Here is an 18,644-nt window from a genome sequence, read left to right as displayed (position 1 = left end):
GCACGCGGGGCGGCGGCCGTTCGCCCTCCCGGGCGCCGGAACGGCGGACCTGAGCTGGGCGGATATGCCCTGGCGCGCCCCTGCCGCCTGGGGCCCGTACCATGGGGTGAGGCCGTGGCATGTCAAGCCCGGCAGGGCCCGCGTAACACAGACGTACGCGCAGGCCGTCCTCAACTCCGGGAGTACGCCACACCATGGCCACGCGCCACGACATCCGCAACGTAGCCATCGTCGCCCACGTCGACCACGGCAAGACGACCCTCGTCGACGCCATGCTGAAGCAGGCGGGCGCCTTCGCGGCGCACGCCGCCGAATCACTCGACGACCGCATGATGGACTCGAACGACCTGGAGCGTGAGAAGGGCATCACGATCCTGGCCAAGAACACGGCCGTGAAGTACCACCCGAAGGACGGCGGCGACGCCATCACGATCAACATCATCGACACCCCCGGCCACGCCGACTTCGGCGGCGAGGTCGAGCGTGGTCTGTCGATGGTGGACGCGGTGGTCCTGCTGGTCGACGCCTCCGAGGGCCCGCTGCCCCAGACCCGCTTCGTGCTGCGCAAGGCGCTGCAGGCCCGCCTGCCCGTCATCCTGTGCATCAACAAGACGGACCGCCCCGACTCGCGCATCGACGAGGTCGTCAACGAGGCCTACGACCTCTTCCTCGACCTCGACGCCGACGAGGACCAGATCGAGTTCCCCATCGTCTACGCCTGTGCGCGTGACGGTGTGGCCTCGCTGACCAAGCCGGAGGACGGCACCGTCCCGGCCGACAGCGACAGCCTGGAGCCGTTCTTCTCCACCATCCTGTCGCACGTCCCGGCTCCGGAGTACGACGAGGCGGCCCCGCTCCAGGCGCACGTCACCAACCTGGACGCCGACAACTTCCTCGGCCGTATCGCGCTGCTCCGCGTGGAGCAGGGCGAGCTGCGCAAGGGCCAGACCGTCACGTGGATCAAGCGCGACGGCACGATGTCCAGCGTCCGCATCACCGAGCTGCTGATGACCGAGGCGCTCACCCGCAAGCCCGCCGAGAAGGCCGGCCCGGGTGACATCTGCGCGGTCGCCGGTATCCCGGACATCATGATCGGCGAGACCCTCGCCGACACCGAGAACCCGATCCCGCTGCCGCTGATCACGGTCGACGAGCCCGCGATCTCGATGACCATCGGCACCAACACCTCGCCGCTGGTCGGCCGGGGCGGCACCGGCAAGGGCGCGGACGCCAAGGCGGCCGTCAAGGACCGCAAGGTCACCGCCCGCCAGGTCAAGGACCGTCTCGACCGCGAGCTCGTCGGTAACGTCTCCCTGCGCGTGCTCGACACCGAGCGTCCGGACGCGTGGGAGGTCCAGGGCCGTGGTGAGCTCGCGCTCGCCATCCTGGTCGAGCAGATGCGCCGCGAGGGCTTCGAGCTGACCATCGGCAAGCCCCAGGTCGTCACCAAGCAGGTCGACGGCAAGACCTACGAGCCGGTCGAGCGCATGACCGTGGACGTCCCCGAGGAGCACATGGGCGCCGTCACGCAGCTCATGGGCGTCCGCAAGGGCCGGATGGACAACATGTCCAACCACGGCTCCGGCTGGGTCCGCATGGAGTTCGTGGTCCCGTCCCGCGGCCTGATCGGATTCCGGACGGAGTTCCTCACCGGCACCCGTGGCACGGGCATCGCCCACTCCATCCACGAGGGCCACGAGCCGTGGTTCGGCACGCTGACGACCCGTAACAACGGCTCGCTCGTCGCCGACCGCGCCGGCGCCGTCACCGCGTTCGCGATGACGAACCTCCAGGAGCGCGGTGTGCTGTTCACCGACCCCGGCACCGAGGTGTACGAAGGCATGATCGTCGGCGAGAACTCGCGCTCCGACGACATGGACGTGAACATCACCAAGGAGAAGAAGCTCACGAACATGCGGTCGTCCTCGGCCGACTCGTTCGAGGCCATCGTCCCGCCGCGCAAGCTGTCGCTGGAGCAGTCCCTGGAGTTCTGCCGCGACGACGAGTGCGTCGAGGTGACCCCGGAGGCCGTTCGCATCCGTAAGGTGAACCTGGACGCCCGGGAGCGTGCCCGCGCCGCGAGCCGCGCCAAGAACGGCTGAGGTTCCGCCGCTCGGCGGCGGCTTTCGAGACCCGGCTCTCCGTCCTTCGGAGGGCCGGGTTTTCGTCATGCCCGCGTTTAGAAGACCCATGGAGGGGGAAAGCGGCGGCCGGCTGGGAGGTGGCGGGAAGCGTTCGGGTCGCGTTATGGGGCAGTTGAGACGGTGTTCGGATATCGGAGATTCAGCGGTCAAGTTTCGGACATGTAAACAAAAATAACTTCGCTTATGTCCGAAATGACGGTTTACTGTCTCGCATGTCAAGCGCGCACAGGTGTCAATCGTCGCAATTTTTGCTCAAAATATTGACGATAGGGAGATCCCTAGGTCTTCCGCCCTTGACGCGCGTTGACCTCCTTGGCGAAAGTTCCCCCAAACCACAGAACCTGCCGGTTTCTGTGCTGCGCTCCAATTCTCCAACCCCCCGGGGGAAGAACACACATGACCAGTCCAGCCAAGGCCGAGGGCTCCGGGCCGTCGATCGCCTTGGACCCCGAGCTCGAGTCGAAGCCCGAGCCCGCCAAGGGCGAGACGAAGCTTGAGGGTCGTTCCCCCGGCCAGCTGATGTGGCAGCGGTTCAAGCGTGACCGTACCGGCGTCATCTGTGCGGTGGTAGTGATTTTCTACTTCGTCGTCGCTCTGCTGGCGCCGTTGCTCACCAAGCTGAGCGGGACCGACCCGTACACCCTGTACGGCCAGGACCCGACGTACGCGGACACGCCGGTCCTGGACGACTTCGGCCTTCCGCTGGGCTGGTTCGGCGGGCTCTCCGGGGAGCACTGGTTCGGAGTCGAGCCGCAGTACGGACGCGACGTGTTCGCCATGCTGGTGTACGGCATGCGGACCTCGCTGTTCATGGCCCTCGGCGTCACCGGTCTGCTGATGGTCACGGGCGTCATCATCGGTCTGGTGGGCGGCTACTTCGGCGGTCGCACCGACTACTGGATCGGCCGGGTCACGGACTTCTTCCTGTCCTTCCCGCAGCAGCTGTTCTTCATCGCCTTCATGCCCGTGGTGACCGCGTTCTTCGTGGACCCGCGCGAGGAGACCCCCACTTACTTCCGCGCGCTGGCGATGCTGATCGTGCTCTGGCTCCTGGGATGGATGGGCATGGCGCGCCTGGTGCGCTCGACCGTGCTGTCCCTGCGGGAGCGGGAGTTCGTCGAGGCCGCCAAGGTCTCCGGCGCCTCGCCGGGCCGGATCGTCCGCAAGGAGATCCTGCCGAACGTGGTGACGCCCATCCTGGTGCAGTTCACGTACCAGCTGCCCAGCACCATCCTCACCATCGCCTTCCTCTCCTTCGCCGGAGTCGGCTTCGTCGAGCCGACCCCGGACTGGGGACGACTGTTCGCCGCGGGCTCTTCCTACGCCCAGCAGGATCCGGCGTTCATCTTCTTCCCCGGTGTGGCGCTGGTGATCTTCGTCCTGGCCTTCAACCTCCTCGGAGACTCGGTGCGGGACGCTTTCGACCCCAAGTCTGGGCGGTAGATCGTCCATTGGTGGGGGGTGACTGCCGCCCCCGCGTCGGCCTACCAGCCGCGTCAGGCAGTACTCATGGATAACAACCGACAGGTAGGTGCATACGCCACTATGAAGTCGTTCACTTCGCGCAGAGCGCGCGCCATCGTGGTCGCGATCGCGGCCGGCTCCCTCGCGCTCACCGGATGCTCGGAGAACAAGGGCTCCAAGTCGACCGGCGACTCCAAGAAGGACCAGCAGGAAGCGTCGGTCCAGTCGAAGGCGGTCACCTACGCCGACGCCGCCGGTTCCACCGGCCCCGCCGCGGAGGTCGCCGGTGCCAAGAGCGGCGGCACCATCGCGGTCTACCAGGAGGCGGGCCTGTCCCACCTCGACCCGAGCCAGATCTACGTCTCGGACGCCGGCCAGGTCGCCAACCTGCTCTTCCGTCGCCTGACGCAGTTCAAGGAGGACGGCAAGGGCAACGTCTCGGTCGTGGGCGACCTCGCCACCGACTCGGGCAAGTCCTCCGACGGCGGCAAGACCTGGACCTTCACGCTGAAGGACGGCGTCAAGGACGCGAACGGCGCGGCCATCACGTCCGCCGACGTCCGCCACACGGTCGAGCGCCAGTTCGCCAAGTTCATCTTCGACGGCCCGCCCTACCTCCAGACCTGGCTCGCCGGCGACAAGTACTCCTCGGACTACCGCAAGCTCCTCCCGGGCGGCGGCTTCGACGGCAAGCACCTGCCGGCCTCCGTGCTGGACACCCCGGACGCGAAGACGGTCGTCTTCCACTTCGACACCGCCCGCCCGGACCTGCCGCAGACGCTGGCCATGGCCGGCTACGCGGTCGTCCCGGAGAAGACGGACACCAAGGAGAAGTACGACAAGGCCCCGGTGGCCACCGGTCCGTACAAGATCGCGTCGTACAAGATCGGCAAGTCCCTGGTGCTCACCAAGAACACCAACTGGGACCCGAAGACCGACTCGGTGCGCCACCAGTACCCGGACGGCTTCAACTTCCAGTTCGGTCTCACCGAGTCGACCCAGACCAAGCGTCTGATCGCCGACCAGGGCGCGGACAAGAACGCCATCCAGCTCACCGCCGGCGTCGAGGCCACGCAGATCCAGGACGTCATCGGCAACCCGGCGGTCAGCAAGCGCACGGTCAAGGGCTACCAGCCCTACGTGATGCAGCTGACCTTCAACCTGGACCGTGTGAAGGACCTGAAGGCCCGCCAGGCCATCACGTACGCGGTCAACTCCAAGTCGCTCATCGCCGGTGAGGGCGGTGTCTACGGCGGCGACGTGGCGCCGAACTACTTCGCCCCGACCCTGCCGGGCTACGAGGCGAAGTACGACCCGTACGGCCGTCTGAAGACGCCGCAGGGCAACATCGCGAAGGCCAAGGAGATCGTCAACAGCCTCCCGGCCGCCGAGAAGAAGGTCGTCTTCGCCTACGCCAACAGCGAGAACGGTCAGAAGCGCAAGGTCGCGATCGAGGACGCCCTGACCAAGGTCGGCTTCGACGTCGTCTCCAAGGAGGTCGACGCCGCGAGCTACTACGAGCAGATCGGCAAGCTCAACAACCCGTACGACATCTACATCTCGGGTTGGGGCCAGGACTGGCCGTCGCCCGGCACCGTGATCACGCCGGTCTACGACCCGGCCCAGGTCGCCGACGGTTCGCCGAACTACTCGCACACGAAGGACCCGAAGGTCAAGGAGCTCATCAAGACCGCTCTGGCCCAGGACCCGACCGAGGCCGCGAAGACCTGGAAGGAAGCCCAGCACTACCTGATGGAGAAGGTCCTTCCGGCCGCTCCGCTGTGGTACACGAAGCAGTTCCAGCTCTCCGGTTCGAACATCGGTGGTGCCCGGTACGCCTCGGTCTCCAGCCTCATCGACATCAACCAGCTCTACCTGAAGTCGTAACTCTCTACGGCTGATCGCGGGGGCGCGCACCAGGCGGAGCGCGCCCCCGTACTTCCGCTAAACCTCCCACCGTCTCCGCAGAGAGCAGCCTTCCCGCCATGCTTCAGTTCATCCTCCGGCGCACAGTCGGTGCCGTCGTCACCTTGTTCCTCCTCGGCGCCGCCACCTTCTTCCTGTTTGTCGCCGCGCCATCCGACTACGCCTCCCTGGCCTGTGGCAAGGACTGCTCTCCCCAGAGACTGGAAGACATCCGCCAGGCACTCGGCCTCAATCTGCCCATCGCGCAGCAGTTCTGGGACTTCATGACGGGCATCGTCATGGGCCGTGACTTCCCGACCGGGCACTGCAGCGCTCCGTGCCTCGGGGTCTCCTTCTACTCGGGCGACGAGGTCTGGTCCACGATCCTGGACCGCTTCCCGACCACCCTGACCCTCACCGCGGGCGGCGCGGTCGTCTTCCTCGTCGTCGGTGTCGGCGCCGGCATGCTCGCCGCGTACAAGCGCGGGTCCGTGGTCGACAAGATCGCCACCGGCGCGTCGATGGTGCTCAGCTCGTTCCAGATCTACTTCCTCGGCCCGATCGTGCTGATCATCTTCGTCTACAGCACGGGCTGGATGGACAACCCGCAGTACAACCCGATCACCCAGAACCCGTGGACCTGGTTCACCGGCATGCTGTTGCCCACCCTCGTGATGGCCACGATCTTCACCGCGCAGTACACGCGTATGGCGCGCTCGTCGATGATCGAGCAGCTCGCCGAGGAGCACGTGCGCACCGCCCGGGCGAAGGGCATGTCGAGCAAGTACGTGTTCTTCCGCTACGCGTGGCGTGGTGCGCTGATCCCGATCGTCACCGTGCTCGGTATCGACATCAGCAGCATGCTGGGCGGTGCCGTCGTGACCGAGCTGACCTTCTCCCTCCAGGGAATCGGCCGTCTCGCCGTGGACGGTGCCTCCCACAAGGACCTGCCGCTGACCATGGGCGTCATGCTGTTCGGTGCCTTCTTCATCCTGATCTTCAACATCCTCACCGACATCGCGTACGCCTACATCGACCCGCGCGTCCGGCTCTCCTAGGAAGAACGAACCACCGTGACCACACTGACCAAGACCGAGGACGCCCCGGCCCCGACCGGCCCGGAGAGCTTCCTGTCGGTGCGTGATCTGAGGGTGCAGTTCTCCACCGAGGACGGCATCGTCAAGGCGGTCGACGGGCTCTCCTTCGACGTCGAGCGCGGCAAGACCCTGGGCATCGTCGGCGAGTCCGGCTCCGGCAAGTCCGTCACCAACCTGACGGTCCTGGGCCTGCACAACCCGCGCAGCACCACGATCGACGGCGAGATCATCCTCGACGGCAAGGAACTCGTCACCGCCACGGAGAGGGAGCTGGAGCAGCTCCGCGGCAACAAGATGGCGATGATCTTCCAGGACCCGCTGACCGCGCTGTCGCCGTTCTACACCGTGGGCCGTCAGCTGTCCGAGCCGTACATGAAGCACACCGGCGCCTCCAAGAAGGAGGCGAAGGACCGCGCGGTGCAGATGCTGGAGAAGGTCGGCATCCCGCAGCCCAAGGTGCGCTTCGACGACTACCCGCACCAGTTCTCCGGCGGTATGCGTCAGCGCGCGATGATCGCCATGGCGCTGATGTGCGACCCCGACCTGCTGATCGCCGACGAGCCGACCACCGCACTGGACGTCACCGTGCAGGCCCAGATCCTGGACCTGCTCAAGGACCTCCAGCAGGAGTTCGGCTCCGCGATCATCTTCATCACCCACGACCTCGGCGTCATCTCCAACATGGCCGACGACCTGCTCGTGATGTACGCGGGCCGGGCCGTCGAGCGCGGCAGCGTCCGCGAGGTCATGCGGGAGCCGCGGCACCCCTACACCTGGGGTCTGCTCAGCTCCATGCCGCGACTGGACAGCGACGTCAACGAGGCGCTGACGCCGATCCCCGGCTCGCCGCCCTCGCTGCTCAACCCGCCGACGGGCTGCCCCTTCCACCCGCGCTGTGTCTTCCGCAGCGAGGTGCCCGGCACACTGTGCACCGACTCCCGGCCGCCGCTGGGCGAGGGCCGGTCGGCCGCCTGTCACCTGACGGCCGAGCAGAAGCAGACCATCTTCATCGACAAGATCCAGCCCCGGCTGCGCTAGGGAGAACCGAGACATGAGCGACAACCTCACCCTCCCGACACAGCAGGGCACCGCCGACTCCGCGCCCGCCGAGACGCTGCTCGAGGTCCAGGGCCTGACGAAACACTTCCCCATCTTCGGCGGCTTCCCGATCAAACGGAGAGTCGGCGCCGTGCAGGCCGTCGACGGCGTCGACCTGACCGTGGGCGTCGGCGAGAGCGTCGGCCTGGTGGGCGAGTCGGGCTGTGGCAAGTCGACCACCGGCCGGCTCATCACCCGCCTGCTGGAGCCCTCCGCCGGAAAGATCACGTACGCCGGCCAGGACATCACCCACGCCTCGCGCCGTCAGCTGGCGCCGGTGCGGTCCGAGATCCAGATGATCTTCCAGGACCCGTACTCCTCGCTGAACCCGCGGCAGACGGTCGGCTCGATCATCAAGTCGCCGATGGAGGTCAACGGGATCGACCCGGCGGGCGGCCGGGAGAACCGGGTCCGTGAGCTCCTGGAGCTCGTCGGCCTCAACCCCGAGCACTACAACCGCTTCCCCCACGAGTTCTCCGGCGGTCAGCGCCAGCGCATCGGCGTGGCCCGCGCGCTGGCCCTGAACCCGAAGCTGATCGTGGCGGACGAGCCGGTCTCCGCGCTGGACGTGTCGATCCAGGCGCAGGTGGTGAACCTGCTCAAGAAGGTCCAGGACGAGCTGGGCATCGCCTTCCTCTTCATCGCCCACGACCTCGCGATCGTCCGGCACTTCTCGCAGCGTGTCGCGGTCATGTACCTCGGCAAGGTGGTCGAGGTCGGCGACCGGGACTCGATCTACAACCGTCCCCGGCACCCGTACACGCACGCGCTGCTGTCGGCGGTGCCCGAGGTCGGCATCGACGACGCGTCGGAGGGCCGGGAGCGGATCCGTCTCGCCGGTGACGTCCCGTCCCCGATCCACCCGCCGTCCGGCTGCCGCTTCCGCACCCGCTGCTGGAAGGCGCAGGACAAGTGCGCCACGGAGGAGCCCCCGCTGCTGCAGATCTCCGGCAACGGCGCCGGTCACCTGACGGCCTGCCACTTCCCGGAGGACCCCACCACGGAGGCCCGTGACGAGGACGTCGTCCTCGACCCGGCCCTGCGGGCGCTGGAGGAGTCGGCCGACAAGGAGTGACTCCGTAAGGACGTGCGACCGCCGACCGGGGCGGGGGTGAAGCCACCCCCGCCCCGGTCGCGTGTGTCCGCCTGCCCGCCCGGCGTCCGGCCGGGGAGGAGGGCCCGTCACCGGGAGGGCGAGCGAACGGGTGAGTGCATGTGCGTGCCGCACCTTTTGAGGCGATATTGGCCGATAAAGGATCAGCGTTTCGGCGCTGGCGGCCCAGCGCAGTCATGCGCGTTCCTGAGGAGGCACCCCATGCGTGGAGCCACGCACGCCCAACGAGTCGTCTGCGCGGCGGCGGTAGCGCTCGCGGCTACGGCCTGCGGAGGCGGCGGGAGCGGCGGCGGCGACGGCGGAGGCGGCGGCGGGGTGTTCAGCTCCTCCTGGGGAGACCCGCAGAACCCGCTGGAGCCGGCCAACACCAACGAGGTGCAGGGCGGCAAGGTCCTCGACATGATCTTCCGGAGCCTGAAGAAGTACGACCCGCAGACCGGCAAGGCCGAGGACATGCTCGCCGAGAAGATCGTCACCTCGGACTCCCAGAACTTCACGATCACCGTCAAGGACGGCTGGACCTTCAGCAACGGCGAGCCGGTCACCGCGCAGTCCTTCGTGGACGCCTGGAACTACGGCGCCAGCTTGAAGAACAATCAGAAGAACGCGTACTTCTTCGGCTACATCGCCGGCTACGACAAGGTTCACCCGGAGAGTGGCAAGCAGAGCGCCGACAAGCTCTCAGGGCTGAAGGTGGTCGACCCGAAGACCTTCACCGTCAAGCTCAGCCAGAAGTTCTCCACCTTCCCCGACACCCTCGGATACGTGGCCTACGCCCCGCTGCCGAAGGCGTTCTTCAGCGACCACGCGGCCTGGGTGAGCAAGCCGATCGGCAACGGCCCGTACACCATCGACTCGTACGCCAAGGGCTCCCAGATGGTCCTGAAGAAGTGGGACGCCTACCCCGGGGACGACAAGGCGCAGAACGACGGGGTCACCCTCAAGGTGTACACCGACAACAACACCGCCTACACCGACCTGCTGGCCGGCAACCTCGACCTGGTCGACGACGTGCCCGCCGCCCAGCTCAAGAACGTGAAGAACGACCTCGGCGGGCGGTACATCAACACCCCGGCCGGCATCATCCAGACCCTCGCCTTCCCGTTCTACGACAAGGCCTGGAACAAGACCGACTCGGACAAGGTCCGCAAGGGCCTGTCGATGGCGATCAACCGCGACCAGATCACGGACACGATCTTCCAGAAGACCCGCACCCCGGCCACCGACTGGACCTCACCGGTGCTCGGCGAGGCCGGCGGCTTCCAGGACGGACTGTGCGGGGACAGCTGCAAGTACGACCCGGCCGCGGCCAAGAAGATGATCGCCGAGGGCGGCGGCCTGCCCGGCGGCCAGGTCAAGATCACGTACAACGCGGACACCGGCTCGCACAAGCAGTGGGTCGACGCGGTGTGCAACTCCATCAACAACGCCCTCGGCGACGACAAGGCCTGCGTCGGCAACCCGGTCGGCACGTTCGCCGACTTCCGCAACCAGATCGGCGACAAGAAGATGACCGGCCCGTTCCGCGCCGGCTGGCAGATGGACTATCCGCTGATCCAGAACTTCCTGCAGCCGCTCTACTACACCGACGCCTCCTCCAACGACGGCAAGTGGTCCAACAAGGACTTCGACAAGCTCGTCGACAAGGCCAACGCCGAGACGGACACGACCAAGGCGGTGAGCACCTTCCAGGACGCCGAGAAGGTCGTCCGGGACAACATGGCCGCCATCCCGCTCTGGTACCAGAACGGCAGCGCCGGCTACTCGGACCGGCTCTCGAACGTCAAGCTCAACCCGTTCTCCGTCCCCGTGTACAACGAGATCAAGGTCGGCTGATCCGTCGTGGGACGCTACGTCGTCCGGCGCCTCCTCCAGATGATCCCGGTGTTCATCGGCGCCACCCTGCTGATCTTCCTGATGGTGAACGTGATGGGCGACCCCATCGCGGGCTTGTGCGGCGAGCGGCAGTGCGACCCCGCCACGGCCGCCCAGCTGAAGCGGGAGTTCGGCCTCGACAAACCGGTCTGGCAGCAGTACGCGACCTACATGGGGAACGTCTTCACCGGCGACTTCGGTACGGCGTTCAACGGCCAGCCGGTCACCGAGCTGATGGGCGCGGCGTTCCCCGTCACCATCCGGCTGACGATCGTCGCGATCATCTTCGAGATCGTCATCGGGATCACCCTGGGTGTCGTCACGGGCCTGCGCCGGGGCCGGCCCGTCGACACCGCGGTGCTCCTGCTCACCCTGGTCGTGATCTCCGTCCCCACCTTCGTCACCGGTCTGCTGCTCCAGCTGCTGCTGGGCGTCGAGTGGGGCTGGATCAAACCGTCCGTCTCCCCGGACGCCACCTTCGGCGAGCTGATCGTGCCGGGCCTGGTGCTGGCGTCCGTCTCCCTGGCCTACGTCACCCGGCTGACCCGCACCTCCATCGCCGAGAACAAGCGCTCCGACTACGTCCGCACGGCGACCGCCAAGGGCCTGCCCAGGCACCGGGTCATCACCCGGCACCTGCTGCGCAACTCCCTGATCCCGGTCGTCACCTTCATCGGCACCGACATCGGCGCCCTGATGGGCGGCGCGATCGTGACCGAGCGGATCTTCAACATCCACGGCGTCGGCTACCAGCTCTACCAGGGCATCGTCCGCCAGAACACCCAGACCGTCGTCGGTTTCGTGACCGTTCTCGTGCTCGTCTTCCTGGTCGCCAACCTGCTCGTCGACCTCCTGTACGCCGTACTCGACCCGAGGATCCGCTATGCCTGACCCCCAGGACCGGGGCGCACCCGAGGGCGCCATCGCCGCGACCGGCATGGGCGGGGCCATGGACCTCGCCACGAGCGAGGCGGAGACCCTGGAGAAGACGCCGGGCGGTCCCCTGGGCACCGGCCCCGCGGGCAAGCCCCGCTCGCTGTGGTCCGACGCCTGGCGCGACCTGCGCCGCAACCCCGTCTTCATCGTCTCCTCGCTGGTCATCCTCTTCCTGGTCTTCATCTCCCTGTGGCCCTCGGCGATCGCCTCCGGCAGCCCCCTGCAGTGCGACCTCGCCAAGGCCCAGCAGGGCTCGCAGGGAGGCGCTCCGTTCGGCTACGACGGCCAGGGCTGCAACGTGTACACCCGCACGGTCTACGGGGCCCGTACGTCCGTCACGGTGGGCGTCTGCGCCACGGTGGGGGTCGCGCTCTTCGGCAGCGTCCTGGGCGGCCTGGCGGGCTTCTTCGGCGGGTTCTGGGACTCGATCCTGTCCCGGATCACCGATGTCTTCTTCGCGATCCCGGTCGTGCTCGGCGGTCTGGTCCTGCTGTCCGTGGTCACCAGCAACACCGTCTGGCCGGTCATCGGGTTCATGGTGCTGCTCGGCTGGCCGCAGATCTCCCGCATCGCCCGCGGCTCCGTCATCACCGCGAAGCAGAACGACTACGTCCAGGCGGCCCGCGCCCTGGGCGCCTCCAACTCCCGGCTCCTGCTGCGGCACATCGCCCCGAACGCGGTGGCGCCGGTGATCGTCGTGGCGACCATCGCGCTCGGCACCTACATCGCGCTGGAGGCGACCCTCTCGTACCTCGGTGTCGGGCTGAAGCCGCCGAGCGTGTCCTGGGGGATCGACATCTCCGCCGCCTCCCCGTACATCCGCAACGCCCCGCACGCGCTGCTGTGGCCCTCCGGGGCGCTGGCGCTGACCGTCCTGGCCTTCATCATGCTCGGCGACGCGGTGCGCGACGCCCTCGACCCGAAGCTGAGGTGACGGCGACATGCTGCTCGAAGTACGCGACCTGCAGGTGGAGTTCCGCACCAGGGACGGGATCGCCAAGGCCGTCAACGGCGTCAGCTACGGCGTCGACGCGGGCGAGACCCTCGCCGTGCTCGGCGAGTCCGGCTCCGGGAAGTCCGTCACCGCGCAGGCGATCATGGGCATCCTCGACATGCCGCCCGGCCGGATCACCGGCGGCCAGATCCTCTTCCAGGGCCGGGACCTGCTGACCCTGAAGGAGGACCAGCGGCGCAAGGTGCGCGGCGCCGAGATGGCGATGATCTTCCAGGACGCGCTGTCCTCCCTGAACCCCGTGCTCTCCGTGGGCGACCAGCTCGGCGAGATGTTCGTGGTGCACCGCGGGATGTCACGCAAGGACGCGCGGGCCAAGGCCGTCGAGCTGATGGACCGGGTCCGCATCCCGGCCGCCGGGGAGCGGGTGAAGCAGTACCCGCACCAGTTCTCCGGCGGTATGCGCCAGCGCATCATGATCGCGATGGCGCTGGCCCTGGAACCGGCCCTGATCATCGCCGACGAGCCCACCACCGCCCTCGACGTCACCGTCCAGGCCCAGGTCATGGACCTGCTCGCGGAGTTGCAGCGCGAGTACAACATGGGCCTCATCCTGATCACCCATGACCTGGGCGTGGTCGCGGACGTCGCCGACCGGATCGCGGTGATGTACGCGGGCCGGATCGTGGAGCAGGCCCCCGTGCACGACATCTACAAGGCGCCCGCCCACCCGTACACGCGGGGACTGCTGGAGTCCATCCCGCGGCTGGACCAGAAGGGCCGGGAGCTCTACGCCATCAAGGGGCTGCCGCCCAACCTCATGGACATCCCGGCGGGCTGCGCCTTCAACCCCCGTTGCCCGATGGCCCAGGACGTGTGCCGGACGGACGAGCCACCGCTGTACGAGGTGTCCGAGTCGGGCGGGGCCCGGACGAGCGCCTGCCACTTCTGGAGGGAGTGCCTGCATGACTGAGCCGATTCTGGAGGTCAGCGGGCTCGTCAAGCACTACCCGCTCACCCAGGGCATCCTCTTCAAGAAGCAGGTCGGCGCGGTGAAGGCCGTCGACGGCGTCGACTTCGCCCTGGCCCGGGGCGAGACCCTCGGTATCGTCGGTGAGTCCGGCTGCGGCAAGTCGACGGTCGCCAGGATGCTGGTCAACCTGGAGAAGCCGACGGCCGGCTCGATCAAGTACAAGGGTGAGGACATCACCCGCCTGTCCGGGAGGGCCCTGAAGGCCGTACGGCGCAACATCCAGATGGTCTTCCAGGACCCGTACACCTCCCTCAACCCCCGGATGACGGTCGGCGACATCATCGGGGAGCCGTACGAGATCCATCCGGAGGCGGCCCCGAAGGGCGACCGGCGCCGGAAGGTCCAGGACCTGCTGGACGTGGTCGGCCTCAACCCCGAGTACATCAACCGCTATCCCCACCAGTTCTCCGGCGGCCAGCGCCAGCGCATCGGCATCGCGCGAGGGCTGGCGCTGCGCCCCGAGGTGATCGTCGCCGACGAGCCGGTCTCCGCGCTGGACGTGTCGGTGCAGGCGCAGGTCATCAACCTGATGGCCGGTCTCCAGAAGGAGTTCGACCTCTCCTACCTGTTCATCGCGCACGACCTGTCGATCGTCCGGCACATCTCGGACCGGGTCGCGGTGATGTACCTCGGGCGGATCGTGGAGATCGGCAAGGACGCCGAGATCTACGACCATCCCACCCACCCGTACACCCAGGCCCTGCTCTCGGCGGTCCCGGTCCCCGACCCGGACGCTCGCGAACACCGTGAGCGGATCATCCTGGCGGGCGACGTGCCGTCCCCGACGAACATCCCCTCCGGCTGCCGCTTCCGTACCCGCTGCTGGAAGGCCCAGGAGCGCTGCGCCCTGGAGGTGCCCGCCCTGGCCGTCCCCGCCGAGTTCCGCATGACGTCCAGCCCGGCGGCCCACGACTCGGCCTGCCACTTCGCCGAGGAGAAGCAGGTGGTGCCGCCCGAGGAGACACCGGACGACCCTGCCGACGGGACGGCATAGCCGCCTAAAACAGCATCAACTGCGTTAACAAGCAGGCAACTTGGCCGACGCGATTCCGATATACGGACGCGTCAGTCTGAACAGCGTACGGCCGTGCGGGTGCCGTGAACGGGCCGGGAGCGCCATGTCTCCCGGCCCGTTGCCGCTTTCCGTGCCTCAGTCCAGTTCGAGGGCCCGCCGCAGGAAGTCCAGCTGAAGCCGGAGCAGGTTCTCGGCGACCGCCTCCTGCGGGGTCATGTGGGTCACCCCGGACAGGGGCAGCACCTCGTGCGGCCGGCCGGCCGCCAGCAGCGCCGAGGACAGCCGCAGCGAGTGGGCGACCACCACGTTGTCGTCCGCGAGACCATGGATGATCATCATCGGGCGGGCCGGTTCGGCCGGGTCCACCAGTCCGGTGTCGTCCACCAGCGAGTTGCGGCGGTACACCTCCGGCTGCGCGGCGGGATGCCCGAGGTAGCGCTCCTGGTAGTGCGTGTCGTACAGGCGCAGGTCGGTGACCGGGGCGCCGACCACGGCGGCGTGGAAGACGTCAGGGCGCCGCAGCACCCCCAGGGCGGCCAGGTAGCCGCCGAAGGACCAGCCGCGGATGGCGACCCGGCTCAGGTCCAGCGGGAAGTCCTCGGCGAGGGCCTGGAGCGCGTCGACCTGGTCCTGGAGGACCACCGCCGCCAGTTCGTCCTTGACGGCCTTCTCCCAGCCCGGCGAGCGGCCCGGGGTGCCCCGCCCGTCGGCGACGACGACCGCGAACCCCTGGTCGGCGAACCACTGCGAGGTCAGGTGCGCGTTGTGCGCGGCGACCACGCGCTGGCCGTGCGGACCGCCGTAGGGGTCCATGAGGACCGGCAGGGGAGTGTCACCGTGGTAGTCCGAAGGCATAAGCACGGCGCATGGAATTCGCCGTGCGCCCCCCTCGACCAACGTCACGCGCGTGGACATACCAGGATCTTCGGCGTACGACCGGACAGTCGCCGTCAGCTTTCCGCCACGCAGCACCTGCACCTTCGACCCCGGCCGGTCCGGCGTGGCGGAGACGAGTACGGTCACGCCCCCCGCGCGCACCGCCGTGTGCACGCCGGGCACCTGGGACACGCGTTCCAGGCCGAGTTCGTTGACGCGGTAGACGTGCACCTCGCCGGTCTCCGGAGCCGCCGCGCCCTCGCCGGCCGAGGCCGAGACCAACACGTCCTCGTCGGTGACGTCCAGTACCGCGCGCAGGTGCAACTGCGTTCCGGTCAGGGGGCGTTCGCCGACCGCGAGCACCCGTGCGCCGCCCTCGTCCGCGATCCGTACCAGCTGCCCGGACGGACTCCAGCACGGCACTCCAGGGAAAAGATCAAGCCAACTTCGATCTTCATCGGCGTGCACCATCCGGCTCGTCCCGGTCTCCGGGTCCACGGCCAGGAACAGCTGGCTGCGCTGGTCCCGGGCCTGGACGAGGAGCAGTGGCGCACCCGCCGCTGACCAGTGCACTCGCGCCAGATACGGGTAGCGCGCCCGGTCCCAGGACACCTCCGTCCGCGCCCCGTCGAGCCCGATCACGAACAGCCGCACCTCGGCGTTGGGCGTGCCGGCCGCCGGATACCGGACGTGTTGTGGGTCACGTTCCGGATGGGCGGGATCGGAGATCCACCACTGCTGTACCGGCGTGTCGTCCACCCGTGCCACCAACAGCCGGTCCGACTCCGGCGCCCACCAGAAGCCCCGCGAGCGTGCCATCTCCTCGGCCGCGACGAACTCGGCCGATCCATAGGAAACGGCGGCCGACTCGGGCTCGGCGAGCGCGCGGTCGCCCTCGCCGTCGGCGCCCACCAGCCGCAGGGTGCCCTGGTGGACGTAGGCGATGTGCTGTCCGTCGGGGGAGGGGCGCGGGTCGATCACCGGTCCGGGTACGGGCAGTTCGCGTGCCGTGCCGGACAGCAGCCCGGCCGTGAACAGCCGCCCGGACAAGGCGAAGGAGGCCAGTTCCACCGCCGCGTCGGTGGCGTAGCCGACGATGCCCGCACCGCCCTCGCGGCTGCGTTCGCGGCGCGCCCGCTCCTCGGGCGAGAGGTTCTCCGCGGCCCCGCCGAGGAGGGCGCGCGGGTCGGCCGCCACGCGCTCCGTGCCGCCCGCAACGTCAAGAAACCAAAGGGAGTTGGCCCGGTCCGTGCCGGACCCGGAGCGCAGGAACACGACCCGCGAACCGTCGGGAGCCACGGTGAAGGAACGCGGCGCGCCGAGCGTGAATCGCTGGGTGCGGGCGTGCCGACGGGGGAAGGAGTCAGGCTCGGTCGTCATGCCCTGACCATATTGGCCATGCGCCCCCTTGTGCGGCAGTGCGCCGAGGGATGCGCGCGCACGGATAGTTATGATCACTAGCGCTGTGTGGGTATGAACCTGCTGGCCGCTGTATGGATTTACAAGTTCCCCTGCTGTGCCCCCACGTCCCCGGGTCCTTGGAGGTGAGCCGCCGTGGCACTCTCGATTTCGGCGGTAGTGCTGCTGGCGATCGTCGTCTTCCTGCTGATCAAGAAGTCGGGTCTGAAGGGCGGGCACGCGGTCGTGTGCATGCTCCTCGGGTTCTATCTCGCCTCGTCGACCGTGGCGCCCACGATCAGCGATCTGACCACGAGCGTCGCGAGCATGATCGGCAGCATCAAGTTCTGACCCGGGCACGGGGCCGTGGCGTCCGGGCCGTCCCGACGGGGAGCCTGGCGCGCCGCCGGGGCGAGCGTGCCTCGTAGGGTGGGTCCCATGACGGAACCACCCGCCCGGAGTCTGCTGCTGGTGCACGCGCACCCGGACGACGAGTCGATCAACAACGGCGCGACCATGGCCAGGTACGTGGCCGAGGGCGCGCGGGTGACCCTGGTCACCTGCACCCTCGGCGAACTCGGCGAGGTCATCCCGCCCGAGCTCGGGCACCTGACCGGCGCCGCCCTGGGCGAGTACCGGCTGGGTGAGCTGGCGGCCGCGATGCGCGAACTCGGCGTCGAGGACTTCCGTCAGCTCGGCGGTCCCGGCCGCTACCGGGACTCCGGGATGATGGGCCTGCCCGAGAACGACGACCCGTCCTGCTTCTGGCAGGCGGACGTAGACGAGGCCGCCGCCCACCTCCTCGACGTGATCCTCGAGGTGAACCCGCAGGTCCTCGTCACCTACGACGACAACGGCGGCTACGGCCACCCCGACCACATCCAGGCCCACCGCGTCGCCACGCGCGCCGCCGAACTGGCCGCCGACGCCGGCCGGCCGATCCCCAGGGTCTACTGGAACCGGGTACCGCGCGCGGTCGCCGAGGAGGCCTTCGACCGGCTCCGCGCCGAACTGCCGGGCCTGCCCCACGCCAAGGCCGCCGCCGTCGACGACGTGCCGGGTGTCGTGGCCGGCGAACGGATCACCGCCGAGATCGACGGTACCGCGTACGCCGCCGCCAAGGCCGCCGCGATGCGCGCGCACGCCACTCAGATCGAGGTGTCGTCCGACGGCGCGTACTTCGCGCTCTCCAACGAGCTCGCCCAGCCCCTCTTCACCACCGAGTACTACGAACTGGTGAGCGGGGAGCGCGCGGACGGGCACGGGGCCGATCTGTTCGCCGGGACCGAGGAGGCGTCATGACCGAACGCGGGTCGATGCTCGCCCAGCCGTTGCGGCGCCCCTCCGCCGGACGGGCCCTCGCCTATCTGGGGCTCCTCCTGCTCGGTGTGCTGGTCGCCATGGCCGGCGCGCTGGTGCAGGCGGCGTGGTTCCCGGGCGGGCTCCTGCTCGCGCTCGCCGGTGCCGCCGGGCTCTTCCTCGGCGGAGCGCGCGCGGCGGGCAGCCGGGGCGGGGCCGTCGCGCCCGCCGCGGGCTGGATGGTCACCGTCGTCTTCCTCACCGCCAGCCGCCCCGAAGGGGACTTCCTGTTCGGCGCGGGCGGCGGTTCCTATCTCTTCCTGCTCGGCGGCATGGCCCTTGCTGTGATCTGCGCCACCCTCGGATGGGGGCGGCAATCGGGGGCAGACACCGTCCGACTTGGGAAGTGACGTACCACTTCGCCGTGTGGCGCCCGTG

General features: G+C 68.5%; 15 protein-coding genes. 14 read left to right on the top strand and 1 reads right to left on the bottom strand.

The window, feature by feature from the left end:
• Positions 1-194 precede the first annotated feature (194 nt).
• The 11 genes from typA to ACFV0T_RS33880 all read left to right on the top strand — a co-directional run bounded on the left by typA (position 195) and on the right by ACFV0T_RS33880 (position 14,612).
• Positions 195-2,102, top strand: a complete 1,908-nt coding sequence (gene typA, locus ACFV0T_RS33930) for a translational GTPase TypA (protein WP_385787809.1) — start codon at positions 195-197, stop codon at positions 2,100-2,102.
• A 438-nt stretch (positions 2,103-2,540) separates the two neighbouring features.
• On the top strand, positions 2,541-3,587 hold the full coding sequence (locus ACFV0T_RS33925) for an ABC transporter permease (RefSeq protein ID WP_385787806.1): 1,047 nt from the start codon (positions 2,541-2,543) through the stop codon (positions 3,585-3,587).
• Positions 3,588-3,689: 102 nt separating this feature from the next.
• Complete coding sequence (locus ACFV0T_RS33920) at positions 3,690-5,495, top strand: ABC transporter substrate-binding protein (RefSeq protein ID WP_385787804.1); 1,806 nt, start codon at positions 3,690-3,692, stop codon at positions 5,493-5,495.
• A 98-nt stretch (positions 5,496-5,593) separates the two neighbouring features.
• On the top strand, positions 5,594-6,571 hold the full coding sequence (locus ACFV0T_RS33915) for an ABC transporter permease (RefSeq protein ID WP_385787801.1): 978 nt from the start codon (positions 5,594-5,596) through the stop codon (positions 6,569-6,571).
• Between the two features lie 15 nt (positions 6,572-6,586).
• On the top strand, positions 6,587-7,648 hold the full coding sequence (locus ACFV0T_RS33910) for an ABC transporter ATP-binding protein (RefSeq protein ID WP_385787798.1): 1,062 nt from the start codon (positions 6,587-6,589) through the stop codon (positions 7,646-7,648).
• Positions 7,649-7,661: 13 nt separating this feature from the next.
• The gene (locus tag ACFV0T_RS33905; protein ID WP_385787795.1) at positions 7,662-8,783 is read left to right on the top strand and encodes an ABC transporter ATP-binding protein; all 1,122 of its coding nucleotides are present in this window, start codon (positions 7,662-7,664) and stop codon (positions 8,781-8,783) included.
• Positions 8,784-9,023: 240 nt separating this feature from the next.
• Positions 9,024-10,658 (top strand): ABC transporter substrate-binding protein, encoded by a 1,635-nt coding sequence (locus tag ACFV0T_RS33900; RefSeq protein WP_385787792.1) that lies wholly within the window; start codon positions 9,024-9,026, stop codon positions 10,656-10,658.
• 6 nt (positions 10,659-10,664) lie between these two features.
• Positions 10,665-11,588, top strand: coding sequence for an ABC transporter permease (locus ACFV0T_RS33895; protein WP_385787789.1), 924 nt, complete (start codon positions 10,665-10,667; stop codon positions 11,586-11,588).
• On the top strand, positions 11,581-12,567 hold the full coding sequence (locus ACFV0T_RS33890; RefSeq protein WP_385787786.1) for an ABC transporter permease: 987 nt from the start codon (positions 11,581-11,583) through the stop codon (positions 12,565-12,567). The genes ACFV0T_RS33895 and ACFV0T_RS33890 overlap by 8 nt, the downstream gene beginning before the upstream one ends.
• Positions 12,568-12,574: 7 nt before the next feature.
• Entirely contained in the window at positions 12,575-13,558 is a 984-nt protein-coding gene (locus ACFV0T_RS33885; RefSeq protein ID WP_385787783.1) for an ABC transporter ATP-binding protein, read from the top strand.
• On the top strand, positions 13,551-14,612 hold the full coding sequence (locus tag ACFV0T_RS33880; protein ID WP_385787780.1) for an ABC transporter ATP-binding protein: 1,062 nt from the start codon (positions 13,551-13,553) through the stop codon (positions 14,610-14,612). The genes ACFV0T_RS33885 and ACFV0T_RS33880 overlap by 8 nt, the downstream gene beginning before the upstream one ends.
• A gap of 156 nt (positions 14,613-14,768) precedes the next feature.
• Here ACFV0T_RS33880 and ACFV0T_RS33875 read toward each other — a convergent pair whose 3' ends face one another.
• Complete coding sequence (locus ACFV0T_RS33875) at positions 14,769-16,889, bottom strand: prolyl oligopeptidase family serine peptidase (RefSeq protein ID WP_385787777.1); 2,121 nt, start codon at positions 16,887-16,889, stop codon at positions 14,769-14,771.
• A 174-nt stretch (positions 16,890-17,063) separates the two neighbouring features.
• On the opposite strand from ACFV0T_RS33875, the gene ACFV0T_RS33870 reads away from it, so the two are divergent.
• The 3 genes from ACFV0T_RS33870 to ACFV0T_RS33860 all read left to right on the top strand — a co-directional run bounded on the left by ACFV0T_RS33870 (position 17,064) and on the right by ACFV0T_RS33860 (position 18,616).
• Positions 17,064-17,258, top strand: a complete 195-nt coding sequence (locus tag ACFV0T_RS33870) for a hypothetical protein (RefSeq protein WP_385787774.1) — start codon at positions 17,064-17,066, stop codon at positions 17,256-17,258.
• 87 nt (positions 17,259-17,345) lie between these two features.
• Entirely contained in the window at positions 17,346-18,209 is an 864-nt protein-coding gene (gene mshB / locus ACFV0T_RS33865; protein ID WP_385787771.1) for an N-acetyl-1-D-myo-inositol-2-amino-2-deoxy-alpha-D-glucopyranoside deacetylase, read from the top strand.
• On the top strand, positions 18,206-18,616 hold the full coding sequence (locus tag ACFV0T_RS33860; protein ID WP_385787768.1) for a DUF6113 family protein: 411 nt from the start codon (positions 18,206-18,208) through the stop codon (positions 18,614-18,616). Before mshB ends, ACFV0T_RS33860 begins: the two co-directional genes overlap by 4 nt.
• Positions 18,617-18,644: the final 28 nt, after the last annotated feature.

It is taken from the genome of Streptomyces sp. NPDC059582, assembly GCF_042735715.1.
Classification (GTDB): domain Bacteria; phylum Actinomycetota; class Actinomycetes; order Streptomycetales; family Streptomycetaceae; genus Streptomyces.
This window is presented reverse-complemented; position numbering and strand designations above follow the sequence as displayed.